20 protein-coding genes are annotated in these 25,714 nt (G+C 44.0%); 8 read left to right on the top strand and 12 right to left on the bottom strand.

Going from position 1 to position 25,714, the window contains the following annotated elements:
- Window positions 1–21: 21 nt before the first annotated feature.
- Both pflB and VIA_RS16960 read right to left on the bottom strand, forming a co-directional pair.
- On the bottom strand, window positions 22–2,298 hold the full coding sequence (gene pflB / locus VIA_RS16965; RefSeq protein WP_004414434.1) for a formate C-acetyltransferase: 2,277 nt from the start codon (window positions 2,296–2,298) through the stop codon (window positions 22–24).
- Window positions 2,299–2,622: 324 nt separating this feature from the next.
- Window positions 2,623–4,170 carry a DUF3360 family protein gene (locus tag VIA_RS16960; RefSeq protein WP_004414433.1) on the bottom strand — a complete coding sequence of 516 codons (1,548 nt, stop codon included), beginning with the start codon at window positions 4,168–4,170 and terminating at the stop codon, window positions 2,623–2,625.
- Between the two features lie 676 nt (window positions 4,171–4,846).
- Here VIA_RS16960 and VIA_RS16955 point away from each other — a divergent pair.
- The 5 genes from VIA_RS16955 to VIA_RS16935 all read left to right on the top strand — a co-directional run bounded on the left by VIA_RS16955 (window position 4,847) and on the right by VIA_RS16935 (window position 10,890).
- The gene (locus VIA_RS16955; RefSeq protein WP_004414432.1) at window positions 4,847–5,617 is read left to right on the top strand and encodes an ABC transporter ATP-binding protein; all 771 of its coding nucleotides are present in this window, start codon (window positions 4,847–4,849) and stop codon (window positions 5,615–5,617) included.
- A gap of 66 nt (window positions 5,618–5,683) precedes the next feature.
- Window positions 5,684–6,454, top strand: a complete 771-nt coding sequence (locus VIA_RS16950) for an ABC transporter substrate-binding protein (protein WP_004414431.1) — start codon at window positions 5,684–5,686, stop codon at window positions 6,452–6,454.
- An 84-nt stretch (window positions 6,455–6,538) separates the two neighbouring features.
- On the top strand, window positions 6,539–7,279 hold the full coding sequence (locus tag VIA_RS16945; RefSeq protein ID WP_004414430.1) for an ABC transporter permease: 741 nt from the start codon (window positions 6,539–6,541) through the stop codon (window positions 7,277–7,279).
- 3 nt (window positions 7,280–7,282) lie between these two features.
- The gene (locus VIA_RS16940; protein WP_004414429.1) at window positions 7,283–7,960 is read left to right on the top strand and encodes an ABC transporter permease; all 678 of its coding nucleotides are present in this window, start codon (window positions 7,283–7,285) and stop codon (window positions 7,958–7,960) included.
- A gap of 140 nt (window positions 7,961–8,100) precedes the next feature.
- Window positions 8,101–10,890, top strand: coding sequence for an ImpA family metalloprotease (locus VIA_RS16935; protein ID WP_004414428.1), 2,790 nt, complete (start codon window positions 8,101–8,103; stop codon window positions 10,888–10,890).
- A gap of 51 nt (window positions 10,891–10,941) precedes the next feature.
- Here the strand turns inward: VIA_RS16935 and VIA_RS16930 are convergent, their stop codons facing one another.
- Both VIA_RS16930 and VIA_RS16925 read right to left on the bottom strand, forming a co-directional pair.
- Window positions 10,942–12,624: an aspartate:alanine antiporter gene (locus VIA_RS16930; protein ID WP_004414427.1), complete on the bottom strand. Its 1,683-nt coding sequence runs from the start codon at window positions 12,622–12,624 to the stop codon at window positions 10,942–10,944.
- A gap of 194 nt (window positions 12,625–12,818) precedes the next feature.
- Window positions 12,819–13,085: a GrxA family glutaredoxin gene (locus VIA_RS16925; protein ID WP_004414426.1), complete on the bottom strand. Its 267-nt coding sequence runs from the start codon at window positions 13,083–13,085 to the stop codon at window positions 12,819–12,821.
- A gap of 263 nt (window positions 13,086–13,348) precedes the next feature.
- Between VIA_RS16925 and VIA_RS16920 the strand changes: the two genes are divergently transcribed.
- Entirely contained in the window at window positions 13,349–14,599 is a 1,251-nt protein-coding gene (locus VIA_RS16920; RefSeq protein ID WP_004417434.1) for an iron-containing alcohol dehydrogenase, read from the top strand.
- 56 nt (window positions 14,600–14,655) lie between these two features.
- Here the strand turns inward: VIA_RS16920 and VIA_RS16915 are convergent, their stop codons facing one another.
- The 5 genes from VIA_RS16915 to VIA_RS16890 all read right to left on the bottom strand — a co-directional run bounded on the left by VIA_RS16915 (window position 14,656) and on the right by VIA_RS16890 (window position 20,065).
- Window positions 14,656–15,510, bottom strand: a complete 855-nt coding sequence (locus VIA_RS16915) for a MurR/RpiR family transcriptional regulator (protein ID WP_004414424.1) — start codon at window positions 15,508–15,510, stop codon at window positions 14,656–14,658.
- 281 nt (window positions 15,511–15,791) lie between these two features.
- Window positions 15,792–17,450, bottom strand: a complete 1,659-nt coding sequence (gene panP, locus VIA_RS16905) for a pyridoxal-dependent aspartate 1-decarboxylase PanP (RefSeq protein ID WP_004414423.1) — start codon at window positions 17,448–17,450, stop codon at window positions 15,792–15,794.
- A gap of 144 nt (window positions 17,451–17,594) precedes the next feature.
- Window positions 17,595–18,107, bottom strand: coding sequence for a hypothetical protein (locus tag VIA_RS16900; RefSeq protein WP_004414421.1), 513 nt, complete (start codon window positions 18,105–18,107; stop codon window positions 17,595–17,597).
- 112 nt (window positions 18,108–18,219) lie between these two features.
- Window positions 18,220–19,125, bottom strand: coding sequence for a LysO family transporter (locus VIA_RS16895; protein WP_004414420.1), 906 nt, complete (start codon window positions 19,123–19,125; stop codon window positions 18,220–18,222).
- A 19-nt stretch (window positions 19,126–19,144) separates the two neighbouring features.
- Window positions 19,145–20,065 (bottom strand): HDOD domain-containing protein, encoded by a 921-nt coding sequence (locus VIA_RS16890; RefSeq protein WP_004414419.1) that lies wholly within the window; start codon window positions 20,063–20,065, stop codon window positions 19,145–19,147.
- A 357-nt stretch (window positions 20,066–20,422) separates the two neighbouring features.
- Between VIA_RS16890 and VIA_RS16885 the strand changes: the two genes are divergently transcribed.
- Entirely contained in the window at window positions 20,423–21,010 is a 588-nt protein-coding gene (locus VIA_RS16885) for a TfoX/Sxy family DNA transformation protein (RefSeq protein ID WP_004417436.1), read from the top strand.
- An 86-nt stretch (window positions 21,011–21,096) separates the two neighbouring features.
- Here the strand turns inward: VIA_RS16885 and VIA_RS16880 are convergent, their stop codons facing one another.
- The 3 genes from VIA_RS16880 to VIA_RS16870 form a co-directional block, all read right to left on the bottom strand.
- A complete protein-coding gene (locus VIA_RS16880; RefSeq protein ID WP_004414417.1) occupies window positions 21,097–21,645 on the bottom strand; it encodes a hypothetical protein in 549 nt (182 codons plus the stop codon).
- Between the two features lie 165 nt (window positions 21,646–21,810).
- Window positions 21,811–22,308 (bottom strand): response regulator, encoded by a 498-nt coding sequence (locus VIA_RS16875; RefSeq protein WP_004414416.1) that lies wholly within the window; start codon window positions 22,306–22,308, stop codon window positions 21,811–21,813.
- Window positions 22,305–24,257 carry an ATP-binding protein gene (locus VIA_RS16870; RefSeq protein WP_004414415.1) on the bottom strand — a complete coding sequence of 651 codons (1,953 nt, stop codon included), beginning with the start codon at window positions 24,255–24,257 and terminating at the stop codon, window positions 22,305–22,307. The genes VIA_RS16875 and VIA_RS16870 overlap by 4 nt, the downstream gene beginning before the upstream one ends.
- Before the next feature lie 173 nt (window positions 24,258–24,430).
- Here VIA_RS16870 and VIA_RS16865 point away from each other — a divergent pair, with 173 nt between their 5' ends.
- Window positions 24,431–25,696, top strand: coding sequence for a DUF945 family protein (locus tag VIA_RS16865; protein ID WP_004414414.1), 1,266 nt, complete (start codon window positions 24,431–24,433; stop codon window positions 25,694–25,696).
- Window positions 25,697–25,714: the final 18 nt, after the last annotated feature.

The following is a 25,714-nucleotide window of genomic DNA, read 5'->3' as shown; positions in this document are numbered from 1 at the left end:
TAGTCAATCATTTAACTGAGATTATAGAGACTCAGTAAATGTACGTGCGATTACGTCTTTTTGCTGCTCAACAGTTAGAGAGTTGAAGCGAACAGCGTAACCAGATACACGGATTGTTAGCTGAGGGTAGTTCTCAGGGTGCTTAACAGCGTCTTCTAGAGTTTCACGGTTAAGAACGTTAACGTTCAGGTGTTGGCCGCCTTCGATGCCTTGTTCATGGTGGAAGTAACCATCCATAAGACCAGCAAGGTTAGCGCGCTGTGAACCTTCTTCTTTACCTAGTGCATTTGGCACGATAGAGAATGTGTAAGAAATACCATCTTTTGCGTCAGCAAACGGTAGTTTACCTACAGAAGTCAGTGAAGCTACAGCACCTTTCTCATCGCGACCGTGCATTGGGTTAGCACCTGGAGCAAATGGAGCGCCTGCTTTACGACCGTCTGGCGTAGTACCAGTCTTCTTACCGTAAACCACGTTTGAAGTGATAGTAAGGATAGACTGAGTTGGGATTGCATCACGGTAAGTCTTAAGCTTACGGATTTTGCCCATGAAGTTAGAAACAAGTTCACAAGCCATGTCATCAACACGTGCGTCGTTGTTACCAAATTTAGGGTAGTCGCCTTCGATTTCGAAGTCGATTGCGATGCCATCTTCGTCACGGATAGGCTTAACCTTACCGTATTTGATTGCAGACAATGAGTCAGCTGCAACAGATAGACCAGCGATACCACAAGCCATAGTACGACGAACGTCACGGTCATGAAGAGCCATTAGCGCTGCTTCGTAGCTGTACTTGTCGTGTGAGTAGTGGATAGCGTTTAGCGCAGTCACGTATTGCTTAGCTAGCCAATCCATTAGGTTGTCTAGACCAGCCCAAACTTTGTCGAAGTCTAGAACTTCGTCAGTCATTGCTTCAGTCTTAGGACCCACTTGGATCTTAAGCTTTTCATCTACACCGCCGTTGATAACGTAAAGTAGAGTCTTAGCTAGGTTTGCACGAGCACCGAAGAATTGCATGTGCTTACCGATAACCATTGGAGATACACAACAAGCGATAGCGTAGTCATCGTTGTCGAAATCTGGACGCATTAGGTCATCATTTTCGTACTGGATAGAAGAAGTATCGATAGATACCTTCGCACAGAACTTTTTGAAGCCGTCAGGTAGTTGCTCAGACCAAAGTACAGTGATGTTTGGCTCTGGAGAAGGACCCATAGTGTATAGCGTGTTTAGGAAACGGAAGTTAGTACGTGTTACTAGCGTACGACCGTCAACACCCATACCACCCATAGATTCTGTTGCCCAGATTGGGTCGCCAGAGAATAGCTCGTCGTACTCAGGAGTACGTAGGAAACGAACCATACGTAGCTTCATTACGAAGTGGTCGATCATTTCCTGAGCTTGTTCTTCAGTGATGATGCCAGCAGCGATATCGCGCTCAACGTAAACGTCAAGGAACGTAGAAGTACGACCTAGAGACATAGCCGCGCCGTTTTGAGATTTAACAGCAGCTAGGTAACCGAAGTAAGTCCACTGGATAGCTTCTTGAGCTGTAGTCGCAGGGCCAGAGATATCGTAGCCGTAAGACGCTGCCATCTCTTTCATTTGACCTAGTGCACGGTGCTGCTCTTGAATCTCTTCACGAAGCTGCATCGTCATTTGTAGGCTTTCACCAGACTCAAGTTGGTCTTGAGTTGAGTGGAATTGAGCTACTTTGTCTTTGATTAGGAAGTCTACACCGTATAGTGCTACGCGACGGTAGTCACCGATGATACGACCACGACCGTATGCATCTGGAAGACCAGTTAGAACGCCAGACTTACGACATTTTAGGATGTCAGGAGAGTAAACATCGAAAACACCTTGGTTGTGTGTTTTACGGTACTCAGAGTAGATTTTAGAAACTTGTGGATCAAGCGTACGGCCGTATGCTTTACAAGAACCTTCGATCATACGTACGCCGCCGTTAGGCATGATTGCACGCTTAAGCGGAGCTTCAGTTTGTAGACCTACGATAGTTTCTAGGTCTTTGTTAATGTAACCAGCATCATGTGAAGTGATGGTAGAGATAACAGAAGTATCGAAATCAACAGGTGCGTGAGTCGCGTTTTCCTGCTTGATACCTTCCATTACTTTAGCCCAAAGCGCATTTGTCGCTTCAGTACCTTCAGAAACTAGGAAAGACTCGTCGCCTTCATATGGTGTGTAGTTCTTCTGAATGAAGTCGCGAACGTTTACTTCGTTTTGCCAATCACCGTTAGCAAAACCTTCCCAAGCTTTAGCAAATTGCTCTGCCATGACATACCTACCTTTTTAGTAGAAAAAACACGTACCTTGCTAACTGTTGAGCCAGCTAGTTTCCCATTGCTGGGGCGGTACACTCTTATGAATAACAATATGTATAGTCTTTAAATTCGATCAGTCAAATTGGTGTAAAACTATAGATATTGTCACTGTTATCTAAATGGTTGCTTACTAACTTGCTTTCAAGAGTACGCTAAAAAAAATTTGCAAACCTTAAACTAAATCAATAAATGGACGTTTTATTAAATTATTTTTTAAATTAAAGCTTGTTGTTCAAAAAAAGTTGAGAGCCTAACTTGGCTCTCAACATTATTTTTCTTATAGGAACGCAGGGATTCCGTACTGACCTTCTAGCATACCAACTGCTAGCATTGCAACTAGACAGATAACTAGAACACCAACAGGGATAACAATCTTATCGACGAATGATAGACGTGCTGCGCGCTCTTTATCACCGATTAGACCGTTGTTGTCTAGCAGCATAGTAAGTGCCCAAGCAAGTACTGGGTTAACAACCGCAGAACCAAAGATACAGATACCAGCCGCTTGTGAGTCTTTTGAATCTTTAACCATCTGCATACCCGCTTCAAGTAGAGGTAGAGATACACCTACAAGCAGCGCAACGCGCATTACTGGTGGCCAAACTGCAACGTCCATTGGGAAACCCAGAATCGCAACAATAATACATAGAGAGCCTAGTAGAATTGCACCACCTGGAATAGGGCGCTTAGCAATCGCTGCAGGGATCATGTAAGTACCCCAAGAAGAAGTAATGTTACCACCACCAACTGCTGTACCCACCATCTGACGAACAGAACACATAGTCATTGTGTCATCAACATCCATCAGCACTTTTTCAGATTTTTTCGGGTAGTTTAATTCTTGGAAAATACGGTGACCAAGGAAGTCTGGAGACCACATTGCAACAGCAAGGATTGCGAACGGCAGTGAAGCAATGAAGTGCTCTAGGTTTGGTAAACCAAGCATCCAACCTTCTTCTGTACTACCCCACCAGTAAACTGGGTTTAAGTTTGGTAGACCCGTTTCAGTCACAAATTTGATATCGAAGCCGGCACCGAGTATCAATGCGATCACTAGTCCTGTAAATGCACAAACTGGAATGGCTAACCAACGTTTGTTTACTTTAGCAAGGAATGCATAGAGACCAATGGTTACCGCAAGAACGATCAAGCCAATGTAACCCATGCTGCCAGCAGCAACAGTGTCAGATTGTAAACCAACAGCCCAAGCTTGGATTGAGTTGATCTGGCTCATTGTACCGGTCAAACCAAGGAAGATAAGCAATCCCCCCGCGGTTCCTTGTGAAGTCAGGTTAACCAGTTTTGAACCACCCTTTAGCAGACTCAAAATCAGACCAAATACACCAATTAGAATTGCCAATGCAAGAGGGTGTGCACCCGCTAGAGCGATTGTGCCTATAAGAGGGATCATTGGCCCGTGGTTACCTGCTAGGTTAGCTTTAGGGTTAATAAAGCCAGAAGCAAGAATACAGAAAAGGAGTGCAGGGATAAGCATTTCTACACGTGCAACTTCAATAGCAAAATCTTTGCCTAAGTTAACGTGATCCCATGCTGCTGTTAGACCTTCTGCCCAAGACATCATTACCGCTGAGTACATTGCGATAATACCGATAGTACCGGCAAGAGCTGGGACCAAATCTTCTAGTTCGAAGCGGAAGTCACGACCAGGAAGGTTCAAACCGAAGCGGCGTGGCTTCATGATTTGCAGTTCGTGATCTAGGTAATCTGAACGGCTTTCAAATTCAGAAGCTGGACGGTGCAGCTCTTTATAGCTCTTGTTTTCGATATCCGAATCAGAGTGCGGCTTGTTTACTGCGTCTGACATAGATTCCTCATATTCAAAAATTGTTAATAACTCTTCAACATACGACCCGATTATTATTCTATGACGGTCGCACTATATATAACCTGGCTTAGCTTCCTGCAATTGAATCCTGGTCACCTTAGCTGTAGCACGATGTAAGTGAGCTTAGCGTAGAGGATTTAAAAGACAAAAAATATGCCTATTGAGGCTTTTATCTTTGAGGCGAGTGTAACGTGGTAACCCTAAAGAGTGATTGATTTAGATCACTTTATGAAAGGTTGTGAAAGAAAACTACACAACAGCGGATTTATTGCGTGTCTGCCGATGATTTCAGTGAAATATAATTTCATATTCTGAGAAAAATTAACGGTCTACAGTGAATAATAATCGGCCAGTTTATTAGATATGAGACGATTAAGTGAGTTGGATCTTGTTTTTATAAAATTGTTAATTAGCTATAAGTTGCCGTCACTGTGTTAGTGAATGGTTTTATGCGTAAAATGAAGTTTATTTGTCTGTAATGAGCATTTTTACTCATATAAATTGACTGTATATCTGGAAATGGCAGGTTAATAATTTGTTGCAACTTAGCCGGTGTAGTGCTAATTTGTATCGCAATGTGGGTGGAACCCAGCAGTCAACCAGTCTCTTCTTTTATAGAGTGATTGGTCATAATAAAGACAGGGAGTAATAGCGCATGAATGATGTACCAGCGCTGGACATAAAAGAACTGCACAAAACATTTGGACAAAATGAAGTTTTAAAGGGCATCTCATTAGAAGCTCACAAAGGGGACGTAATCTCAATTATCGGTTCATCAGGTTCCGGTAAAAGTACCTTTCTCAGATGTATTAACCTTCTAGAAACGCCAACTGCGGGCGATATTTGGGTAAACGGTGAGTTAATCCAGATGAAAAACAATCGCCAAGGTGAAGCAGTTCCGGCTAATGAAAAACAAGTTCAACGCATTCGCTCGCGTTTAGCGATGGTGTTCCAAGGTTTTAACCTATGGTCACACATGACCGTGCTTGAAAATGTCATTGAAGCGCCTATTCATGTGCTTGGTGTACCCAAAGCTCAAGCCATCGAAAATGCAGAAATGTTGTTGAAAAAAGTGGGTCTATACGAGCGTAAAGATTACTACCCAGGTCACCTTTCTGGTGGTCAGCAACAACGTGCTGCTATTGCACGAGCTTTAGCGGTTGACCCAGAAGTAATGCTATTCGACGAGCCTACCTCAGCCCTTGATCCTGAGTTAGTCGGAGAAGTGCTAGGGGTTATGCGAGATTTGGCAGAAGAAGGGCGCACCATGCTAGTGGTTACCCACGAAATGGCTTTTGCTCGCGATGTGTCTAATCACGTTATGTTCTTACATCAAGGATTAGTTGAAGAACAAGGTAACCCATCTAAACTATTTACGAACCCGGACTCTGAGAGATTGCAGCAGTTCATTTCGTCAATTTACTAATCGCCGGACAACGGCAAACACAACAAGTACGTTTAAAATAAAAATCACAATATCAGGAGTATGGAAATGAAAAAGTGGTTATTAGCAGCAACATTAGCAGCTACCGCAGTTACAGGTGTGGCACAAGCAAAGGATTGGAAAACAGTTCGTTTCGGAATTGAAGGTGCATACCCTCCGTTTAGCTGGACAGAAGCCGATGGCTCACTGAAAGGCTTCGATGTCGATATGGCAAACGCACTTTGTGAAGAGATGCAAGTGAAGTGTAAGATCGTACCTCAAGATTGGGATGGCATCATTCCTTCTCTATTGGCTCGTAAATACGATGCAATCATTGCAGCAATGTCTATTACTGAAGAGCGTAAGAAGAAGATCGACTTCACTGGTAAATATGCTCTTATCCCAAATAAATTCATCGCGAAGAAAGGCGCAGGTCTAGATTTCGATAACCTAGATGGCCAGAAAATCGCTGTTCAGCGTGCAACAACACACGACAAGTACCTAACTGATAACTACGGTGACAAAGTATCTATCGTACGTTACGGTTCATTCGATGAAGCTTACCTAGATCTTGCTAACGGCCGTGTAGCTGCAGTTTTAGGTGATGCATCAGCGCTTGAAGAAGGCGTGCTAAATAAAGCAGGTGGTGAAGCGTACGAATTCGTAGGTCCATCTCTAACTGACCCTAAATGGTTCGGTGAAGGTTTTGGTATCGCTGTTCGTAAGCAAGACAAAGACCTAACTAAGAAGCTAGATGCGGCTATCCTATCTCTACGTGAGAAGGGCGTTTATCAAGACATCGCTGCTAAGTACTTCAACTACGACGTTTACGGTCAGTAATCGTCAATAGATGGCCGTTGGTTTTTGTTCCTAGGAGTATAACCAACGGCCTAGTTTTATAGTCTAGGGATCAGGAACATACCTATGCTGGATTTACAAGGATATGAAGCCTCTATTTTAAAAGGGGCCGTAGTGACCATAGAGGTGGCTTTATTGTCGCTGCTGGTGGCAATGATTTTGGGTATGCTTGGCGCGCTTGCTAAAATGGCACCTTATCGCTGGGCGAGAGCAATCGCAACGCTTTATACTACTGTAATACGTGGCATTCCAGACTTAGTTCTGATGATGCTTATCTTCTTTGGTGGACAGATTCTTCTTAACAACAGCCTTTACTCCATCAATGAATGGCTCAATGAATGGTTTGCATCTGGCAATCCAGATCACGAGTGGACTTCTTACCTACCAGATTATATTGATGTCAGCCCTTTCATTGCTGGCGTTCTAACCATTGGATTCATCTTCGGTGCCTATATGGCTGAGACCTTCCGCGGCGCAATTATGGCGGTAGACCGAGGTGAACTTGAAGCTGCTAAAGCTTATGGTATGAGCTCGTTCTTAGCATTTCGTCGAATCTTATTACCGCAAATGATCCGCCATGCTTTACCAGGCTTTGGTAACAACTGGTTAGTACTTCTTAAGACCACAGCCCTTGTGTCCATCATTGGCTTGGAAGACATGGTGCGTATGAGCGCTCTAGCGGCGGGTACGACCAAAATGCCGTTTACATTCTATATGGCGGTGGCGCTTATTTTCTTATTCTTTACCAGTGTATCGACAGGTTTCCTGAAGATGGTAGAGCGCAAATTTAGTATTCATGCGAGGTAAGAAATGGATTTCTCTTTGATTATCGAAAGCCTACCGATTTATTTGGATGGGCTTTGGACTACAGCGTGGTTAGTTGGTGCAGCACTGATCATCGGCTTGGTTGTCGCAATTCCTCTAGGTGTTGCTCGTAATAGCCCGAACTATTTGTTTAATGGGCCAAGTTGGGCGTTTATCTACTTTTTCCGTGGCACGCCATTGCTTGTTCAACTTTACCTAATCTACTACGGCATGGACCAGTTCTTCCCGGTTAAAGACACCTTGTGGGAGCATGCGTGGTTCTGCGCGTTAGTCGCATTTGTACTCAATACCTCGGCTTATACTGCTGAAATCATTCGTGGGGCGATTAACGGATTGCCGAAAGGTGAAGTGGAAGCCGCAAAAGCGTACGGTATGAGTACTTTTAAAACTTATCGACGCATTATTTTACCAAGTGCACTGCGCCGCGCATTACCGGCTTACAGTAACGAAGTGATCTTTATGCTGCATGGCAGTGCAGTTGCCGGCATCGTTACTATTGTCGACCTGACAGGAGCTGCTCGTTTAGTTAACTCGCGCTACTATGCGCCATTTGAGTCCTTCTTAACTGCTGGCCTTTTCTACATGGCACTGACGTTCATTATTCTCGGTTGCTTCAAGTTTGCTGAGAAACGATTCTTAGCCTATTTAAGGCCCCTCAGCTAGCTCACTAACGGCACCGAAAGGTGCCGTTTTCATTTCTATTTTGATAGCACGCTTCAAAAATACAAAAGATCAGAAAACTCCCCATAGGCTCTTGATTCTGTAGCGATTAAACTCCGAAAAAATTTAATGAGCTACTTAATATGAGTCGTATTAGCTGGAAAATTGTGTCGTGTTTTTCATTTGTTGTACTGCTCTCTGCCTGTGGTGGAGACGGGGAAAACGGTGCCCAAGGTAATGTTAACACTGGAGGTGTGGATACGGGGGGCTCTACAGGAGGAAGTGGAGGTGGCGGCGTTATTGTTAAACCGCAAACTAACGTAGAACGAGCTTTATTATCCGGTGACGCGCTTTTGGTCAAAGATGCAAAAGAGTATGCGCAGCATAGTGAAAAGCTGCTCGAAGGTTACCAGAACCAGTTTAATCAAATAAAACGTAGCCTCAACGGCGATACCAACTCACTATATTGGGACCCTAGTCATGATGCAGCAATTATGTCTCCAACCTACGGTTTTAATGACTCAATATTAAAGACCAATAAAGCGTTGCAAAGTGGCTATGCTGACCAGCAGCTCACATTAGGTATTGCAGGAGAGTATGGCGTTTCAGGTCGCTATGTCGCGCTCGGCAGTAACCCATTTCGAACCAGCTTGCGTTCACCGTCATCAATCAATAGTGAGATGGAGCAGTGGTCAGAGAATCTATGGACTTGGCTAAATGGGCAGGGCATTACTAAAACGACCAATATTGTGTTAGCTCACTTGGATCAGTCTTATTATTTTCCTGATGAGTCCGCGACTAGAGAGTGGATAGATAAACGGTTTAATGAAGTGGTGACAGTTAACCAAGTTGGTGCTTGCGATGGGGAGCAGCTATTAAGTTGTGTAGAGGCGAGGCCGAACGTTTTGGTGTTGTCTCAGCATCTCACCGATGAACAAGATTTACCTGCAGTAGAAGTAGCACTTCGAAGAGCTCTTGAGTTAGAGATTCCGATTTTCTACCTACACTTAAATGGTCATATGATGCCGCTTGGAGACTTGGTATTTAATTTGTTGAATATCAAATACGTTGGCGATAACTATTGGAGAAAACTAGGTATATCTGATTGGTCGCCAAGCGAGTTGATTGATCATGTTCCCGCTGAAATCAGCCAGCAGCAAGCTCTGTTAGAAAAGCTGGCTGACGACACATTCAGTATTGATCTCTCTTTGTGTGATGACAAATCGTGTCCAGCCGAGGCAAATATGGATGAGTTTTATCAGCCGGCTAATAGTATACGTGAACATCTAAAGTCGTTAGATGAGCGGGGCACAGAACTGTTTAATACAGACCAGTACGAGTATGAAAAGTTATTGGTTTTAACCGCTGACTATTATCGAAATAAAGTGTCTTTCCCGATGGATAAGCTCAATACAGAACGAGTGGAATTCCTCAGGTCATACTATGCAGATTATGCGCAGTATAACAGTCGCACGCTTAACTATGCTCAACCCGATATGGGCAATTTCAGTCGTAGTCACTTTGATGAACGTGTGGAACGTATTTCGAAAACCGTAACCTTAGAATCTAAGCGTAACTTTCGTAGTGCCGGGGTTTACGCATTGCCTGGCGAGAGCGTAGTTGTCACGCGACTGGACAATGAGCCCGTGACAACCAAAATCGTCATTAATACCTTGCGCAGCGGGGCAACGCATGAGTTCAATGATCACGCGTATAGTCGACCTAAGTTAGTCACATCGTACGCTTATGAAGTGAAACCTAGGGAGACAATTCGTTTAACCTCCTCCTATGGCGGGCCAATTCAAGTTCACTTCAGTGCTAACAATTACGATGTTTCGCTTAAGTTTGAAGGGGTGGCGCAGCATCCGGTTTGGCGAAGCCGAGAAGATAATCAAACGTTCGTCGAACAGCTGAACGCCAATCTTTTCGATTGGGCCGAGCTTGTTACTCCGGGTTTTGAAGTTCACTCTAAGTCAGAAAAAATGAAGGAGTCGATCAGCGCGCCAGAATGGGAACAGCCAGAAGATATGGCTTTGGCTACGGAAAGATATGTACATAACTTGCCTCATGCGTTAGCCGGATTCCAAGGGCCGGGGATCGACAGTATTGAGGATATTCATCACTACGCAATCAATAAGGGATGGGAAGTTGAAACCATTGATGTGGTAAAGCATATGAACGCAGATCAAGCGAACTGTGGCTATGGTTGTTCAGGGAATCCGTATGATGCGTATTGGTCATTCCATCCACTCGGACACGGTGACTTGCATGAGCTAGGCCATGGACTTGAAAAAGGGCGATTTCGTTTTGCTGGTTGGGATGGACACTCAACAACCAATTACTACTCGTATTACAGCAAGTCCCGATACTTTGCTGAAACAGGTAAAGTCTCTGCGTGTCAAAGCCTAGATTTTAAGAGCCAGTATGAGTTGTTACAAACGAGTCGTCAGCAAGCGGATCCTCATGCGTTCATGGCAGCGCAGGGTCAAACGAGTTGGAGCTGGGGAGCAAGGATCTTCATTCAGATAATGATGCAGGCACAAAGTCAGGGCGTGATTAACAACGGTTGGCATTTGCTTGGAAGATTGCACATTCTAGAACGAGAGTTTAACCGACTAAGAGCGGATGAAACGCGTTGGTTAACTTATCGGGATAATATAGGCTTCTCGAGCTACAGCCGTGATGAGGCAAACACCATCAGTAATGATGATTGGTTGTTGATTGCGTTTAGCATCATCACTGAGCGTGATATGCGTGACTATCTCGACATGTGGGGTTTTAGTTTTTCTGATAAGGCGAAATCTGAAGTGAGTGCAAAGAGTCTTACTCCGATGCCTCTAAGCTATTTTTCTTCAAGCAATACGGGGTATTGTTTGGATGAGTTCGCTCAAAGAGAAACACCAGTGGATGGCGTGACTTCTTGGCCACTATAGTAGAAACGAGAAGAGGAGGCATTGCCTCCTCTTTGCTTGTCAGTCAGTTTGCTAGCTCAAAATAATTAACACTGTACCTGCGAGGGTCATTAATATGTTGGCTATAGCGTATGTGCCAGCATAACCCAATGCAGGAATTGTCGATTTAGCGTAGTCATTAACGATGTCCATCGCTGGAGCACAAGTACGTGCGCCAATAATAGCACCAAACAGCAAAGCGCGGTTCATCTTGAGTATATAAGCGCCAACCAAGTACGCCAGCACGACAGGGACAACGCTGACCAAAAACGCAAGGCCAATAACTTGCGGACCAACTTGTGATAGGTGCTCAAACATCTTACCGCCAGCACTCAAACCGATCCCGACCATAAAGAACATCAGACCAAGATCTTTGACCATGTTTAGCGCGCCTTGAGGTACATAACCAAAAGTCGGGTGGTTTGCTCTTAAGAAGCCCAGTGTAATACCTGATAGCAGAAGACCTACCGCATTGCCCAGTCCGAATGAAACTTGGCCGAATGTCATGGTGATCAAGCCAAACATAATGCCTAAGATGAAGAAGCTACAAAAAGCGAGCAGATCCGCCATCTGGCTATGAATCGAGATGAAACCGATTTTTTCAGCAAGGCCGTGAACGCGACTTTTCTCGCCGCTCACCTGCAGGACGTCACCTTTAGCAAGAACAATATCAAGATCCATTGGCATTTCGATTTGCGCTCTGACTACTCGGTTTAGGAAACAGCCGTATTCGGATAAGTTCAAATCTGACAGGCGTTTACCGGCGATAGAATCACTTTTTACCACGATCTCTTCTTCAACAATACGAAGATCGAGTAGGTTACGGTCGAATACTTCTTTACCGTTACGGAAACTTGGATCCAGTCGAGCGTGGCTATCCGGGAAGCCTACCAGTGCTATCTCATCGCCTTGTTGCAAAATCGCATCACCGTCAGGGTGCGCTAGGATGCCGTTACGACGAATACGCTCGATGTAACAGCCAGTCTGACGATAGATCCCCAATTCTCGCAGGTTCTTGCCATCTATCCAGTCAATAAGCTCTTGGCCGACTCGGTAGGCACGGATAATCGGCAAATAGACTTTACGTTGCCCTGAGCTACCTAATCCGCGTTCTTGCGCGATTTGTTGGGCAGAATCAGATAGGTTTTGCTTTTGCAGTTTCGGCAGTAACTTAGCAAACATGATCATGCTAATTAGACCAACCAAGTAAGCCATCGCATAACCCACGGATAAGTTCTCTATGACTTGCGCAAAATCCATATTTCGTGGCGTAGTGGCTAAACCGGAATTTAGTGCGTCTTGCGCACCTACTAGTACAGGCGTTGAGGTGAGAGCTCCTGCCATCATACCGGCTGAAAGGCCGAAATCGAGACCAAAGTGGTGGCTAGCAAAGTAAGTGATGCAGAGTGCAGTCGATAACACAACCATACTTAATATGAAGTAGTGCTTACCGTCCCTGAAGAAGATGCCAAAGAAGTTCGGGCCGGCTTCGATTCCCACACAGTAAATAAACAGCATGAAGCCAATGGTTAAAGCGTCAGCATTGAAGGTAAAACCAAGGTGACCCATAACTAGCGAGGTAATTAATACGCCAATTGAGTTACCGAGTTGTAAGTTGCCGAAGCGCATTTTTCCGATACCAAGGCCGATAGCCAAGACAACGAAGATCAATAGGATAGGGTTTTGTTCTAACAGGAGTACGACGTCTATGTTCACGGGCAATTCTTGTTTGTGCCGAGGGGATTAAGTAAGTGTGCGAATTGTATCTGATTATTGCAAAAAGATAAGTGAAATATTTTATAATTGACTATTAGTTTACTTAGTCAAATAAGTTCACACGAATTTAATGAATGAGTTGGACTGTGGGTATAAAAAAAGCCGCGATAAGCGGCTTCTTTCGAAATATTCGATTACTCAGCGAATAGGCCTAGGTGCTCTTTCGCGTATGCTTCGAAATCATCACAGCCACCGATGTGCTCTTGATCAACGAAGATTTGAGGAACAGTTTCAACGGGCTTACCTACTGTTTTTTCTAGGTCAGCTTTAGAGATACCTTCTGCGTGGATATCTACGTAGCGGTAGTTGAAATCATCGCGTTGTGCTTTAAGTGTCTCAGCGTGCTCTTTTGCACGAACACAGAAAGGACAAGCTGGGCGACCAAAGATAACAACGAACATATTTCTTTCTCCTTTAATTTGATACCTGCAACTATGCACGAATCATTGTCGGAAATAAAGTGGCATTTGCCTGTTGTTTCGATAGGTGAAATCTATCGAACAAAATTTAAGCCTTACAACGCTCATTCGTAATGTTTTGACGTGCGTTAGGTCGAGAAGCCGCATGAAAGTAGGGGTTATTTCCAACAACTTGCAGTGCATCAAGTTAATTTTGACTGCGAGGGTGCAAGCTTAATCTACGACTTAGAAAAGGGGTGAATAGCATGTTTCAATTTATGACCTCCACACGAATTATCTTCGGAGAGGGTGCTCTGAATTCTTCATTGTCAGTCATAAATCAGTACGGTTATAGCGTTCTTCTTGTGACAGGTAAGAGCTTGGAACGCGCCACACCGATCATACGCTACTTGAAATCCCAAGGAATGCGCTACCAGCACGTTTCAATCAATGGGGAGCCTAACATCACCATGATTGAAGAGACAGCGTTAGCTGGTCGTAAATTCAAGCCTGATATGGTGGTGGCGATCGGTGGTGGGAGTGTTCTTGATATGGGTAAAGCTCTCGCTGCGGTGATTCCCAATCAAGGTGATGTATATGATTATGTGGAGGTGGTTGGACGAAATGTGCCACTAAAATCTAAGCCGCTACCTTATATCGCGATCCCGACAACAGCCAGCACCGGTTCTGAAGTGACCAAGAATGCGGTGCTACGCTCCGGGCAAGACCAAGTCAAAGTAAGCTTACGTAGCCCTGATATGCTGGCTGACGTTGCGATAGTTGACCCAACGCTTACTTATGGCACTGAACGATATTTGTCAGGACGTGGTGCAATGGATGCGTTTACCCACTTAATGGAAGCGTATGTTTGTGGCGAACCAAATCCGCTTACCGATATGATATGTGAAGAGGGACTTCGTCGTCTGGCTCAGTCGATGGTGGCAGGTTGTCTGCAAGATGATCACCGTGCGCGTTCGGATCTTTCTTTCGCTGCAATGCTAGGGGGAATGGCCATTTCTAATGCTAAGCTAGGTGCCGCTCATGGACTAGCGTCTGCACTCGGAGGCAAGCTAGATGCTCCCCATAGTGTTATTACCGCTCGGCTAGCTCCTTACGTCATGTCGGAGAACATTAAGGCTGCCTTTTCGGCAGGGCGTAGTGATGTTCTCAGTCGTTATACTAAGCTGGCACAAATACTAACGGGTAGGGCGAATGCCCATAGAAACGATGCCATATTATGGGTCAATATGATGTTAGAAAAGCTCGCTATTCCTACTTTAGATACCTTTGGTGTGTGTACAACATCGTTTGAATTGGTTACAGAGGATGCATTGAAAACTGTCGCCATTAAAGGTAATCCGCTTCCACTTACTAAGGAGCGTCTGCGTTATATACTCGAGAATGTTTGTCAGTGTGGTGGCGTGTGCAAAGAGGAATCTGCCGTGCCGACACCTAAGTCTGCTGGTGTATTGCGAATTAGCGTAGCAGAAGATGAAAGCCGCTACTCGAAAAGCTAGTAATATCTTGAGATAGAAATGAAAAAAGCGGAGCATGTTGCTCCGCTTTCTTTAGATTAAAACTGTGACAGTTTATCGTAACGTGAGTCTTTTAAGACATCTTTAACGCGCTTGAGGTTCTCTCTAAAGCCAGAACCTCGGCGAAGAGTAAATCCTGTTGCAAGCACATCAATCACTGTCATTTGGACAACACGACTCGCCATTGGCATGTAAACGTCCGTATCCTCTGGCACATCAAGCGAAATAGACAGTGAACTCGCTTTATCAAGCGGTGAGTCTTTTGCTGTGATAGCAATAACGGTCGCACCATTTTCACGGGCAAGGTTCGCAATCTCAACCTGGCTCTTAGTGCGGCCAGTATGTGAAATCAACACAATCACGTCGTTGTCTGTACAATTGATACAGCTCATACGTTGCATCACGATGTCTTCGAAGCAAGTAATTGGAATGTTAAAGCGAATAAACTTATTTTGTGCGTCTTTTGCAACGGCAGAAGATGCGCCTAAACCAAAGAATGAAATGCGTTTCGCTTGAGTCAGTAGATCGACCGCACGGTTAACTTGCATTGCATCTAAGCTGTTCTTTGCCACATCCAGACAAGCCATCGTAGATTCGAAAATCTTATGCGTGTAAGCATCTGGGCCATCATCTTCTTCGACATTACGGTTCACATAAGGAGTACCGTTAGCCAAGCTTTGAGCGAGATGAAGTTTAAAGTCTGGGAAACCTTTGGTATCCAAACGACGGCAAAAACGGTTAACAGTCGGCTCACTCACATCAGCCATTTTAGCCAGTGTAGCAATACTAGAATGGATAGCAGTCTGAGGTGAGGCCATAATGACTTCAGCAACTTTACGCTCTGACTTACTAAAATTTTCTAGGTTCTTTTGAATTTTTTCTAATGTGTTCATAGTGTTCACGAGGGTATAGAGAACAACTCACTGGACATACCCGAAATTAATGATAAGAAACAAACTGTTTCCTAAGAGAGCAAATACAATCCAGCGCCATGCAGCCAGTATAAACCTAAGCAAAAGGTTTGCGGCAACTTTTCTACTAGGGAATTGGCTAATATATGACAAGCCTCAAACTAAATTTTGGCTAAACTACAGAATTCGATCCTGTAGCGCTAAAACTTTCAATAATGAGGCTGTCGTTGATAGAGAAATTACACTTTTCTAGAAAGAAAATTTCAGTTTTTTCTAGACGAATGATTAATGTCGTCGACTAATCGTTCAATTTTTGCCATCAGCTTAGGCGCTTGCTTGGCAATTTCTCGCTGTTCTTCGAGCACTGAGCTTAAAATATCACAACCCGTTAGTGGGTTCGCAAGAACAACTCGGAATACGATGGTATTTAATCGTCCCCAACGCTCTGGGTTTAAGCGTGTACGTGAGACAAAGGATTTCCCTGTCTCGCGCTGACGTTTTTGAATGAACTTAGTCAACTCATTGAGTAGTTCGTTTAATTCTTGTCGCTGTTTACCGGATGCGCGTTCTAGCGTGGATTGAATGTGGCTTGGTACATAGCGATAGGTGAGCAAGCAAAGCTCAGGCTCAGAAACCAGTTCGAAGTCATCTTGCTGTTCGATGTGGTTTGCGAAGAACTTTGCTTTTTCGATACTTTGGTCGATAAGCAGTTCATAGCCTGGGCGGCTGATAATATGCATTGCAGCATAAACCAACATTGCCATTCCTGAGCGAGAGCCCTCAAGCGTATGACTACCTAAATCTTTAGACCCTTTGCGTAAAATGTATTGAGCGTGGTGCTCGATCGATTTCATCGCATCAGGCTTTTTAAACAGTACCATCCCTGCACCCATAGGAATGTATAACTGTTTATGAGCATCAATAGTGACAGAATCCGCCAATTCAACACCATCTAGAAGGTGACGGTAGTTGTTCGACATCAATGTTGCTCCACCCCATGCCGCATCAACATGGAAATGACAAGCTTCTTGTTGGCAGATCTGCGCAATAGCTTTAAGCGGGTCAATGCTCCCAGTTTCTGTCGTTCCTGCAACACCAATAACCGCGAACGGCTTAATGTTCTGTGCTTTTAGCTCGATGATTTTTTCATGTAGAGCGTCAGGACAAATTCGATTGTTATTGTCAGTTTTGACCGCGACAAGGCCTTCTTGGCCAATGCCTAAGACATCGGCTGCTTTCTTCAGCGAGTAATGGCCACGTTCAGAGACAAGTACAGCAAGCCCTTCATAGCCATAGTGTTTCATGGCTTTAAAGAGGCCTTCTTTTTCTACGCCTTTGAAACTTCCTTGGGCACGTAAAGCATTGTTACGAGCTACCCAAAGTGCGGTGATGTTAGCGATGGTACCACCAGAGCAGAATGCGCCTAATGAGTGGTTGGCGCTGTGCATCCATTGACTGTAAAACTGATCATTTTGACCGTATATAAGGCGATGTAGCATGCCAAGAACTTGGCGCTCTAATGGAGTGAATGCTTTGGACGTCTCGATTTTAACCAAGTTTTGGTTAAGCGCGATCATAATCTTAGACAGCGGCATTAAGAAATAGGGCAGTGCCGACGTCATATGACCAATAAAGCTGGGTGCGGAGGTATGAACCGAATGCGAGACTAAAGAATCTAGCAAATGCTGCGTATGGTCTGAAACAAATTCGGGTTGCTCAGGAATTGAAGCGTTAGAAAAGTCTTTTTCAATCTCTCGCAGCGGTTTTTCTTCTGCGACGATGTGCTCGCGTAGAAACTGGTTCAAGTTGCGCGATAGCTCTTCTTCAATTCTTGTTAGCGTTGAGTCTGGCCCTTCAGGTACTGTGAAAATTCGGAGTAAACTCTCGAAGTTCACATCAGCCGTTTTGTGTTCCGATATCATACAGCCTACATTGCTCTAATCTTTTTTATTGCAGCGCGACAATCTAAACGAAAACGGGAGCAAAGTCCCGTCTTAATTAACGAATCTTAGATTTTGTAATACGCCAGTCGCAGAATCTAGTTAAAGACCCTGTGAGCAATAAGGCTACTCACATTTGATCGATTCTAACTGTTTAATTGATGAATTGTAGCGCTTAAGTGCAGCATCAATTTTTGTTGGGTGGCTGAGTAAATCAGCAAAAGCCGAGCGGAGTTCGTAATTTTTTTCGTGTGGCTTTGCTTGACGATCACCAAAGGTTACTTTTGCTAGCTGGCCTAGTTCATCGTTACGAGATGCAAGCACCTTAATATCTTTCTGTTCCAGTTGCAGCCATGCTTCGACTGGTTGTGCAGTAGCTACTTTGGTTTGATCTTGCGTTAAGTAATAGTGAACCGCAGCTCGATTTAACTCAAAGTGGTGTTTTCGGCCTTCTAGGAACCAATCGCTTACTTCTTTGAGATCTGGGTATTGCTCAGACGTTAAACTCGCTAAATCTTCATACCAATGGAGTGAAGCGTCAATGTACGCATCATATTTTTTTGCAAGGCAAGTGTTATCTGCCGCAGCAGCAAATGTAGAGGTAGTGCCTAGCAGCAATGCAACGAGCATGCGTTTCATAATGATTCCTTTTGAAGTTTTATCTTATTATTTTTCCGTTTAGATAACTCTAAACAACTCAGGCTAAAAATAAGGGCCAATAATAGAAAAATTACAGATGAATTCCTGCGATCTAGCCTGCAAGTGAGACAAAGAACAGCATCAATACTGGTACAAGTAGGCTGAGTATGAAGCCACTAACGATTGCAATCGGCACACATCTGACCCCACCTGTTGTTTGAATCACAGGGAGAGTGAAATCCATAGCGGTTGCTCCTGCGTAACCAATCGATGTACACGGCTTAGTGCGGATGAATAACGGAATCAGAATTAGAGCGACCAATTCGCGCAGCAGCTCGATCATAAATGAAGCGCCGCCGTATATCGGGCCAAATGCGTCGCCCATTAAAATGCCTGCCAATGAGTACCAGCCGAAACCCGAAGCCATCGCTAAACCTCGGTATATATCGATATCAAGGATCAAAGCTGCGATGATGCCACCAATCATTGAGCTAACGATAATGACCAAGGCGATGACCATGCCATGTTTGTTGAGCAGGATTTGGCGCAGAGTAAGCCCGCTGTTGCGTAATTGAATGCCAATAAAGAAGAGAAGGAGAAATAGAATCCATTCGCTTGCGGTATCGACCCAACTGAGATCAAAAGGTAATGCTAACCCGACAATTAAGCCACTGCCGACCACCAAAATAAGCTTCGCAGATTCCATCGCCATCGATGAAAGAGGTAACTTTTTGTTGCTAGTGTCAGTTTTAATCGGCATCAACTTATCGACAAATGGCAGTACTGCCAAGTTAGCGAGGCTCAAGCATATGAAGAAAACAGCAGTGGTCTTTAAGATCAATTGCAGGTTCTGGCCTAGGTTATCCAACCCAGCCAGACTCAAGCCCATCAACGACAAAATAACGTAGATAAGATTTGAAGTAGTGACGTTTATTGTGTCGAGAGTCGATTTTTTAGATATAGAAATTAGATACCCCACCACCAATGGGGCAAAGATAAATATCATCCCTGAAAACATGGTACATCCTGTCTAGTGGTTATAAGCCACTTGCACTAATAAGTTCATCAATCTGTGTGTTGAACTCACTATCACTTAAATTACTGAGTTTGTACAGTATATCCGCGCCGGTGATATCGATTTCGACAGTATGTTCGTCTATCGCGTCATCCTTACGACGATACATCAATATATGATTAGCGATACGCGCGATATCTAAGTAAGAGATCAGGTGTTCAGTTGATCGGAGGGCTTGGTTAGATGCCACTTCTAGGAAGTCGTTATCGAACCCCCAACTATCAAGGACCAGTTTACTTGCTTTAGAACATTGCCTATCAAAGATTTGGAATGCGATATCCTCATCTAGGTAGTTTCCTTGTTCAAGATAGTTGTGGTATTCGTTTACGATACAAAACAGACCAATATCCGCGAGAAGGCCACACAATAGTGCTTTATCCGTTTCAATATGACGATATTGTGCTTGTTGACTCTCTTTGAATCCGCGGGTGACTAATACCATCGTTGCCGCAAGTTCACGAGACGTAACCGCACTTTCAACTAAGATACTGTTGCATGAGTTGCTGAGATTAATGGAATGCTTTAATTGCTCGATCGCTTGGGCGGTCACAATGTCACGTACTCGGAGAATTCCTAGTCTAGAAACAGCTGTCACCAGATCGGTACAAGTGATGTTACGGCGATTAAAAATAACAGAGTTTGCAACGCGGATAACGATTGCGGCCAAGCCTGGATCTTCAAGCAGTAAGTCTGCGACATCCGAAATCGTTGTTGATTCTTGAGTACATTGTTGCTGAATTTTGAGAACGACATCAGGAATAGGGGGAAGAGATATTTTCCTTGAACTAATTGCGTGTTCAATCAGGCTAAAAAACTCAGACTCAATTCCTTTGAGCAACAGATCGCCATTTTCAGGCAACCAGTAAAAAGATAGGTGATTCATATAAACTTAAGGGTTATGCCACTTTTTACAGTGTAACGTTTCTATATGCATATTAGCAAATGATTGATCACTATTATTGATATTTTTCGTGGCATTTTATTGGTGAATTCCTAACGGGTTTTATAAATGCTAAAAGTATTAAGGTGTGATTTACTTCCCAATAAACCGTCAACTATCTCTATTTGATGTGATTCATGCACAGACTTATTTCGTTTCGTTAACTATCATTTACCTTACTTGTTATCGCTTAGGTTAAACAACAAAAAATAATGTAACTTAGGTGAGTTTTTAATTTTTTCGCTTATAACTGCTGCTATCTGGTGATCGTAACTAATCGGGGTTTTAGATTAAGGATCAATGGATATGACAGAGCAACAATTTATTCAGTACGTGACAAAATTCGGTGACTTCCAAAAACGTTCGATGTTTGGCGGCACAGGTTTGTTTAGAGACGAAGCAATGTTTGCACTTTTAAGTGCGGACAAAATATTTATTCGTGGTGGTGAGAAGCTTGATCAGCAACTCAATTTGCTTGGTTGTGAAAAATACCGTCACGTGAAGAAACAAACGACAGCGACAGTAAACTATTATGATATCACTGAGCTGTTCAACACAAAGCACGCTGACTTATCTGATTTAGTAGAGCAATCTATCTCTTTTTCAGTCTCTCAACGTGAATTTAAGCGCTCTTCAGCAAACCGACGCTTACGTGATCTACCCAACATGCAACTGACTCTTGAGCGCATGGTGAAGAAGGCGGGCGTAGAAGACGTAGAGACTTTCCTAGAATTAGGGGCGCCAGCTGTGTTTTCTCGAGTTAAGCAGGCCTACGGTAGTGATGTCGATGTGAAACTACTATGGAAGTTTGCTGGTGCGATAGAAGGGATTCACTGGAAACTGATTCAAGAACCGCGCAAGCGTCAGCTATTGGCGAATTGTCACTAAGCTAACCGAAATAAATGCTCAAGTGCAAAAGGATTTGCATTAAAAAAGCCGAGGTATAAACCTCGGCTTTTTAGTAACAGTAACGCTTAGAACTTAAAGCGCGTAGTGAACATAAACTGATCACCATAGTAGTCGTTGATGCGCAGTTCGCCACCTAGAGAGAATAGCTCTGTAGAGTGGAAGCGTACGTATGCTGAACCAATCCAATCATCATTGTCATCAATTGATACGTAACCACCTGTGCCACCCACTTCAAGTTGTGGACCTAACCACTGGCGAACACCTAGGTTCAGTTCCATACCAGTGTCAGTGCCTTTAGCAGCGCCATCATCGACTAAGCGGAATAGCATTTCACCAGTAAGGTCTGCCCAGTTGTTGATTGGGGCGTGGAAGCCGAAACCTGCTGCGGCATCGTAATCGCCTTCGAACTCAGAGTCGATACGGCCAATTAGGTGTGCATTTGGGTGTACGGATTTGCTCATTGCGGCACCAAAAGTAACCGGGCTTGCGCCGATACGAGCTTCTAGGTAGTCATAACTAAAGTTGCTCATTACCGCCGGGCTGTTTGGGTCGGTTTGAGCAAAAGATTGACCAGATGCTAGCACGAGTGCTGCAGCTAAGATTGTTTTACGCATATTGACGATAAACCTATATCTTGTGAATTTCCTTGGTCTTTAGCGACGGGCGCCATGACGTTTAATACGACATGATAATGCATCATAGCGACTGCCACTATAGAAATGTCATTGTTTTGTCGTTATTTATATAAGAAAGCAATAGGCGTGCCAAGCTTTGTTTAATTATTCACCATAGTTGATTCTATTTTGTGCGACGGCTTCGAATATTTTCTCAGTATCGAGCGCGGCCGCCCAAGGCATCAGCTCTTGTTCATTGTCGATGATGTAACTGGTTAGCTGCTGCTTCACCGCTTGTCGTAATTCATCTCCGCGCCACGGCTTAGCAATGTAAAAGTCGAGGCTTGAGTGATTAACGGCCTCAACGGTGTCTTCTAAACCTGCTTGGCCTGTGAGTAACACTTTTTTAGTCGGGATAGTTTCTGGCTGCTCATTCAATTCAATCAAGAATTGAATCCCAGTTTGGTCAGGCATGATATGATCACAAACGATAAGCGCCAATTTTATGTCTTGTTCCTTACATTCACTGATCAATTGTTTGGCTTCTTGAACGGACTCCGCCGCTTCTAATAAAAAGTGCTCTTCAAAACAATCTAAGTCTTGAATGACGCTATCTAATACTTCACGTTCGTCATCAACACATAAAATGAGGTATTTGTTCATTCATGGCTCCTTGCTGTTAACTGAGGTTGGCTAACCGGTAGCCAAACTGACATTTGAGTAAACTTATCCAGACATGAATCGACCAATATTTTGCCGCCATGTTGATGGATGATCTGTTGGCAGACTGACAGCCCGATACCTAGGCCAAAATTGCCTTCTTTCTTGGTGGTAAAGTTTAAAGAGAAAATATTGTCTATGATTTCTTGCGGAATACCGCAGCCATTATCAGTAAACGAAATGACCGCCCAATCTTGAGCATCTTGCTGAGTAAGTTCGGTACGTATTGTTAGCGTTCCCTTGTCGGGAAAAGCATCGATAGCGTTTGAAATGAGGTTGGTCCACACTTGCTGCAATGCGATGGGTAAACAAGGCAGTTGCGGTAACTCATTATAGTCTCGTTCAACGGTGTGGAATTTGAGTTTGTTTTCGAAGATCACTAAGGTGTCTTCAATACCTTCATGAATATCAACAACATGAAAACGCTCATCATTCGGTCTAGCGTAGCCTTTTAAGCTTTTGACCATGTCGGCAATTCGCCCTGCGCAAACACCAATTGACCTCAGTGTACTCCCTGCGAGGTAATATTCTTCTAGCCGTTCTAATCGTTCTAAAGTTGCGTCGGGAGATTGTTGGGATTCCTCATACCAACGGCTTTGCTGTTCAAGCCCAAGCTTAACCAGTTTTTTGGCAACGCGTCGATTATCGACTTTCTGATTCACTTGATTGGCTAAGTCGCGTTCAGCGGCCGTTGATTTTGGCCTTTGAGTCAATCCGAGTTTAAGGACACCAATGCCGTCATCTCCGACCTGATCAATCGAGCGTGCGTCAATCAGGGTTTGAATTTTGTTGGTTAGAGTTTCAGTCCCTCTCAAAATCGCAGCAATAGGGTTATTCAGTTCGTGAGCCACACCTGAAACAAGCTGACCGAGCATCGCCATTTTCTCACGCTCAATAAGTTGTTGATGAGCATCTTCTAGTGACTCAAGGGTTTTTTGTAGCTCTAGTTTGGTATTGATACTGCGTTGCAAGCGACGATTAAAGTGGCGTAAGAGAAGGTTGGTAAATAGAGGCAGCAGCGAAGTATTCGAATGCATCACTTTAGAAAATACCTTGCGGTCGAGCTTAATCACTTCGGTTTCGGTGAGCGTTACTGCGGTCGAAAAAGAGGGCTCACCCGTGACAAAAGACATACCACCAACAATATTCCCCTGAGAGTGGCGTACCACTTCTCTTTGGACGCCTATTTCATCTTTCTTATATAGCGCGACCGTCCCCTTGGTGATGAACCAGAGAAATTGGTTTTCTTCACCTTCCGTAGTCAGTAAGTGATCTGAAGAATAAGTACGTCTTGCTCGGGTTTTATCTTCTTTAGCAAAGAACTCTAATAGCGCGGTAGTGACTTGTTCCACCAACTGCTGATCAGAAAGGCTGTGATGGTCAGTGATGAAGCCTTCACGATAGTGACGCATTTTTTGGTCAATATGAGTGCGAAGTAATCGGTGTTGGTCGAGGATTTGACTATAGGAAAGCAAATTCTCTTTGTCGTTTTCAATGATAAAAGTGGTTAGTTCTTTCTGCGCCGTTTTGTGAACCAAGTTATCTTGTAGGGGCTTGGTCAAACAGTGGTCGAGTCTGCCATCGTTAACCGCAGATAAAATCGCCTGGATGTCTTGGCCGCAACTGATGAGAATCTTTCGCGCTGTTTTAGTGTGTTGGTTTTTATCGAGTTGAATTAAGAAGTCAGCGCCATTAAACGACTCATGATGACTGGCGATGACTAAGGCGACAGTTTGTTTTCGTTCAGTGCAAAAGGTCAGAGCGGCGTTTGCTTCCTCGATACTTTCGGCACTATGTAAGTCGAACTTAGCAGCGAAAGGGCTAAGTTCGCGACGTAGTTGTTCAATACTGATCGGGTTACTGTCTAAACAGAGTACGGAAAATTGATTCACAAGTAGGCTACACTTTAAACACGGACACTGGTTACAGTAACAACTATTCAAGGTAGGGACTGGGAGCTAGATATGAGATTTTCGATTGTTTTCGCTTGAAAGCCAATACACTGATTTATCTCAATGTTTTTTCGTGTAGACTGAAACAAATCTTAATATAAGAAACGAATACCATGGAACTAAAAAAACTCGGTGCCATCGGCGGCGCCATTGCGCTTGCATTGTGTTGGCCTCTTGCGGTTGGCCAAATTGGACAGTCCGTGATTCAAGACGGGATCGCGAACCTCTCTTCGGAGTCAGTTAAAGCTGAGGTTGTAAGCTATGAACGCGGCTATTTCTCATCGAAAGTAACAACGCGCTATACCGTGTTAGATCCAGTGTTGGCAGAGCAGTTAGCGATTGACGGCTTGCCTTCTGAGGTTGTAGTAAACAGTGACATTAGCCATGGTTTATTTAGCTTAAGCGCAGACTCTGTCTTACAAGATATGCCCGAGTTTCCTTTGACGTTGAGTACCACGACGCAACTTAACGGCAATACAGACTTCGACTTACAATTGAGTGCGTGGAATCAAGTCAGCGAAGGCGTTGATGGCGCGATTGTGTCGGTGACGCCATCTACCTTAAAAGGCCATGTGAGCGTTCTAGGTGACATTACTTATGATCTCGATGTGCCATCGGTTGAGATCGATTTTAATTCCGGCGAAAAGGTCTTGATGTCTGGTCTAAGCGGCCAAGGTAATGGCAAAAAAATGAACAGTTTTTGGCTCGGTGAACAGACATTAAAAGTGACGGAAGCGTCTGTGATGAATGTTGACCAAACCCCTTTGTTTAGCATGCATGACAGCCAGTACACATTCAGTAGTTCATTTGATGAAATGGCTAAGACGGTTAGCAGTCAGCACAAAGTCGATCTTAATGATCTTATAACCTCAGATGGTCAAGTTGACAGGGTCTCTATTGATCTTGCGTTTGGTGATTTAGACAGTGAGTCGTTTGAGAAATTGGTTAACCTATATCAAAACAACCCAATGCTCACGAGTGCTGATATTGAAACGGCCATTCCATACGTTGAGAGCTTATTCTCCAAAGGTTTCTACCTAGCGATGAATAAAATGGCGGTGAAGCTAAGTGAAGACAGCGAGTTTGAGTCTAAATGGAAAATTACCGTTCCTGAAGGCACAAGCAATGTTACCCAAAACCCCGCGATGATTTTGCCTGCTCTAACGGGTGACTTAGATACCTTTTTCTCAAGTGGTCTAGTCACTGAGTATCCATTTATCAAGCAAGGTATTGATGAAGCCATGGTGATGGAGCTAATCCAAGAGACAGAGCAGGGCTACCAAATACAAGCTGAGCTAAAAGAAGGTAACTTGGTGTTTGAAAATGGGCAGCAGATTCCATTGATGGCATTACTTCTACCCGCATTACTGCAACCATAATTGCCACATTTGGCAGCT

Origin of the sequence: Vibrio orientalis CIP 102891 = ATCC 33934 (assembly GCF_000176235.1) — a bacterium.
In the GTDB taxonomy this organism is placed as follows: Bacteria; Pseudomonadota; Gammaproteobacteria; order Enterobacterales; family Vibrionaceae; genus Vibrio; species Vibrio orientalis.
The sequence above is the reverse complement of the archived record's forward strand: the minus strand, read 5'-3'. Positions and strand labels throughout refer to the sequence as shown.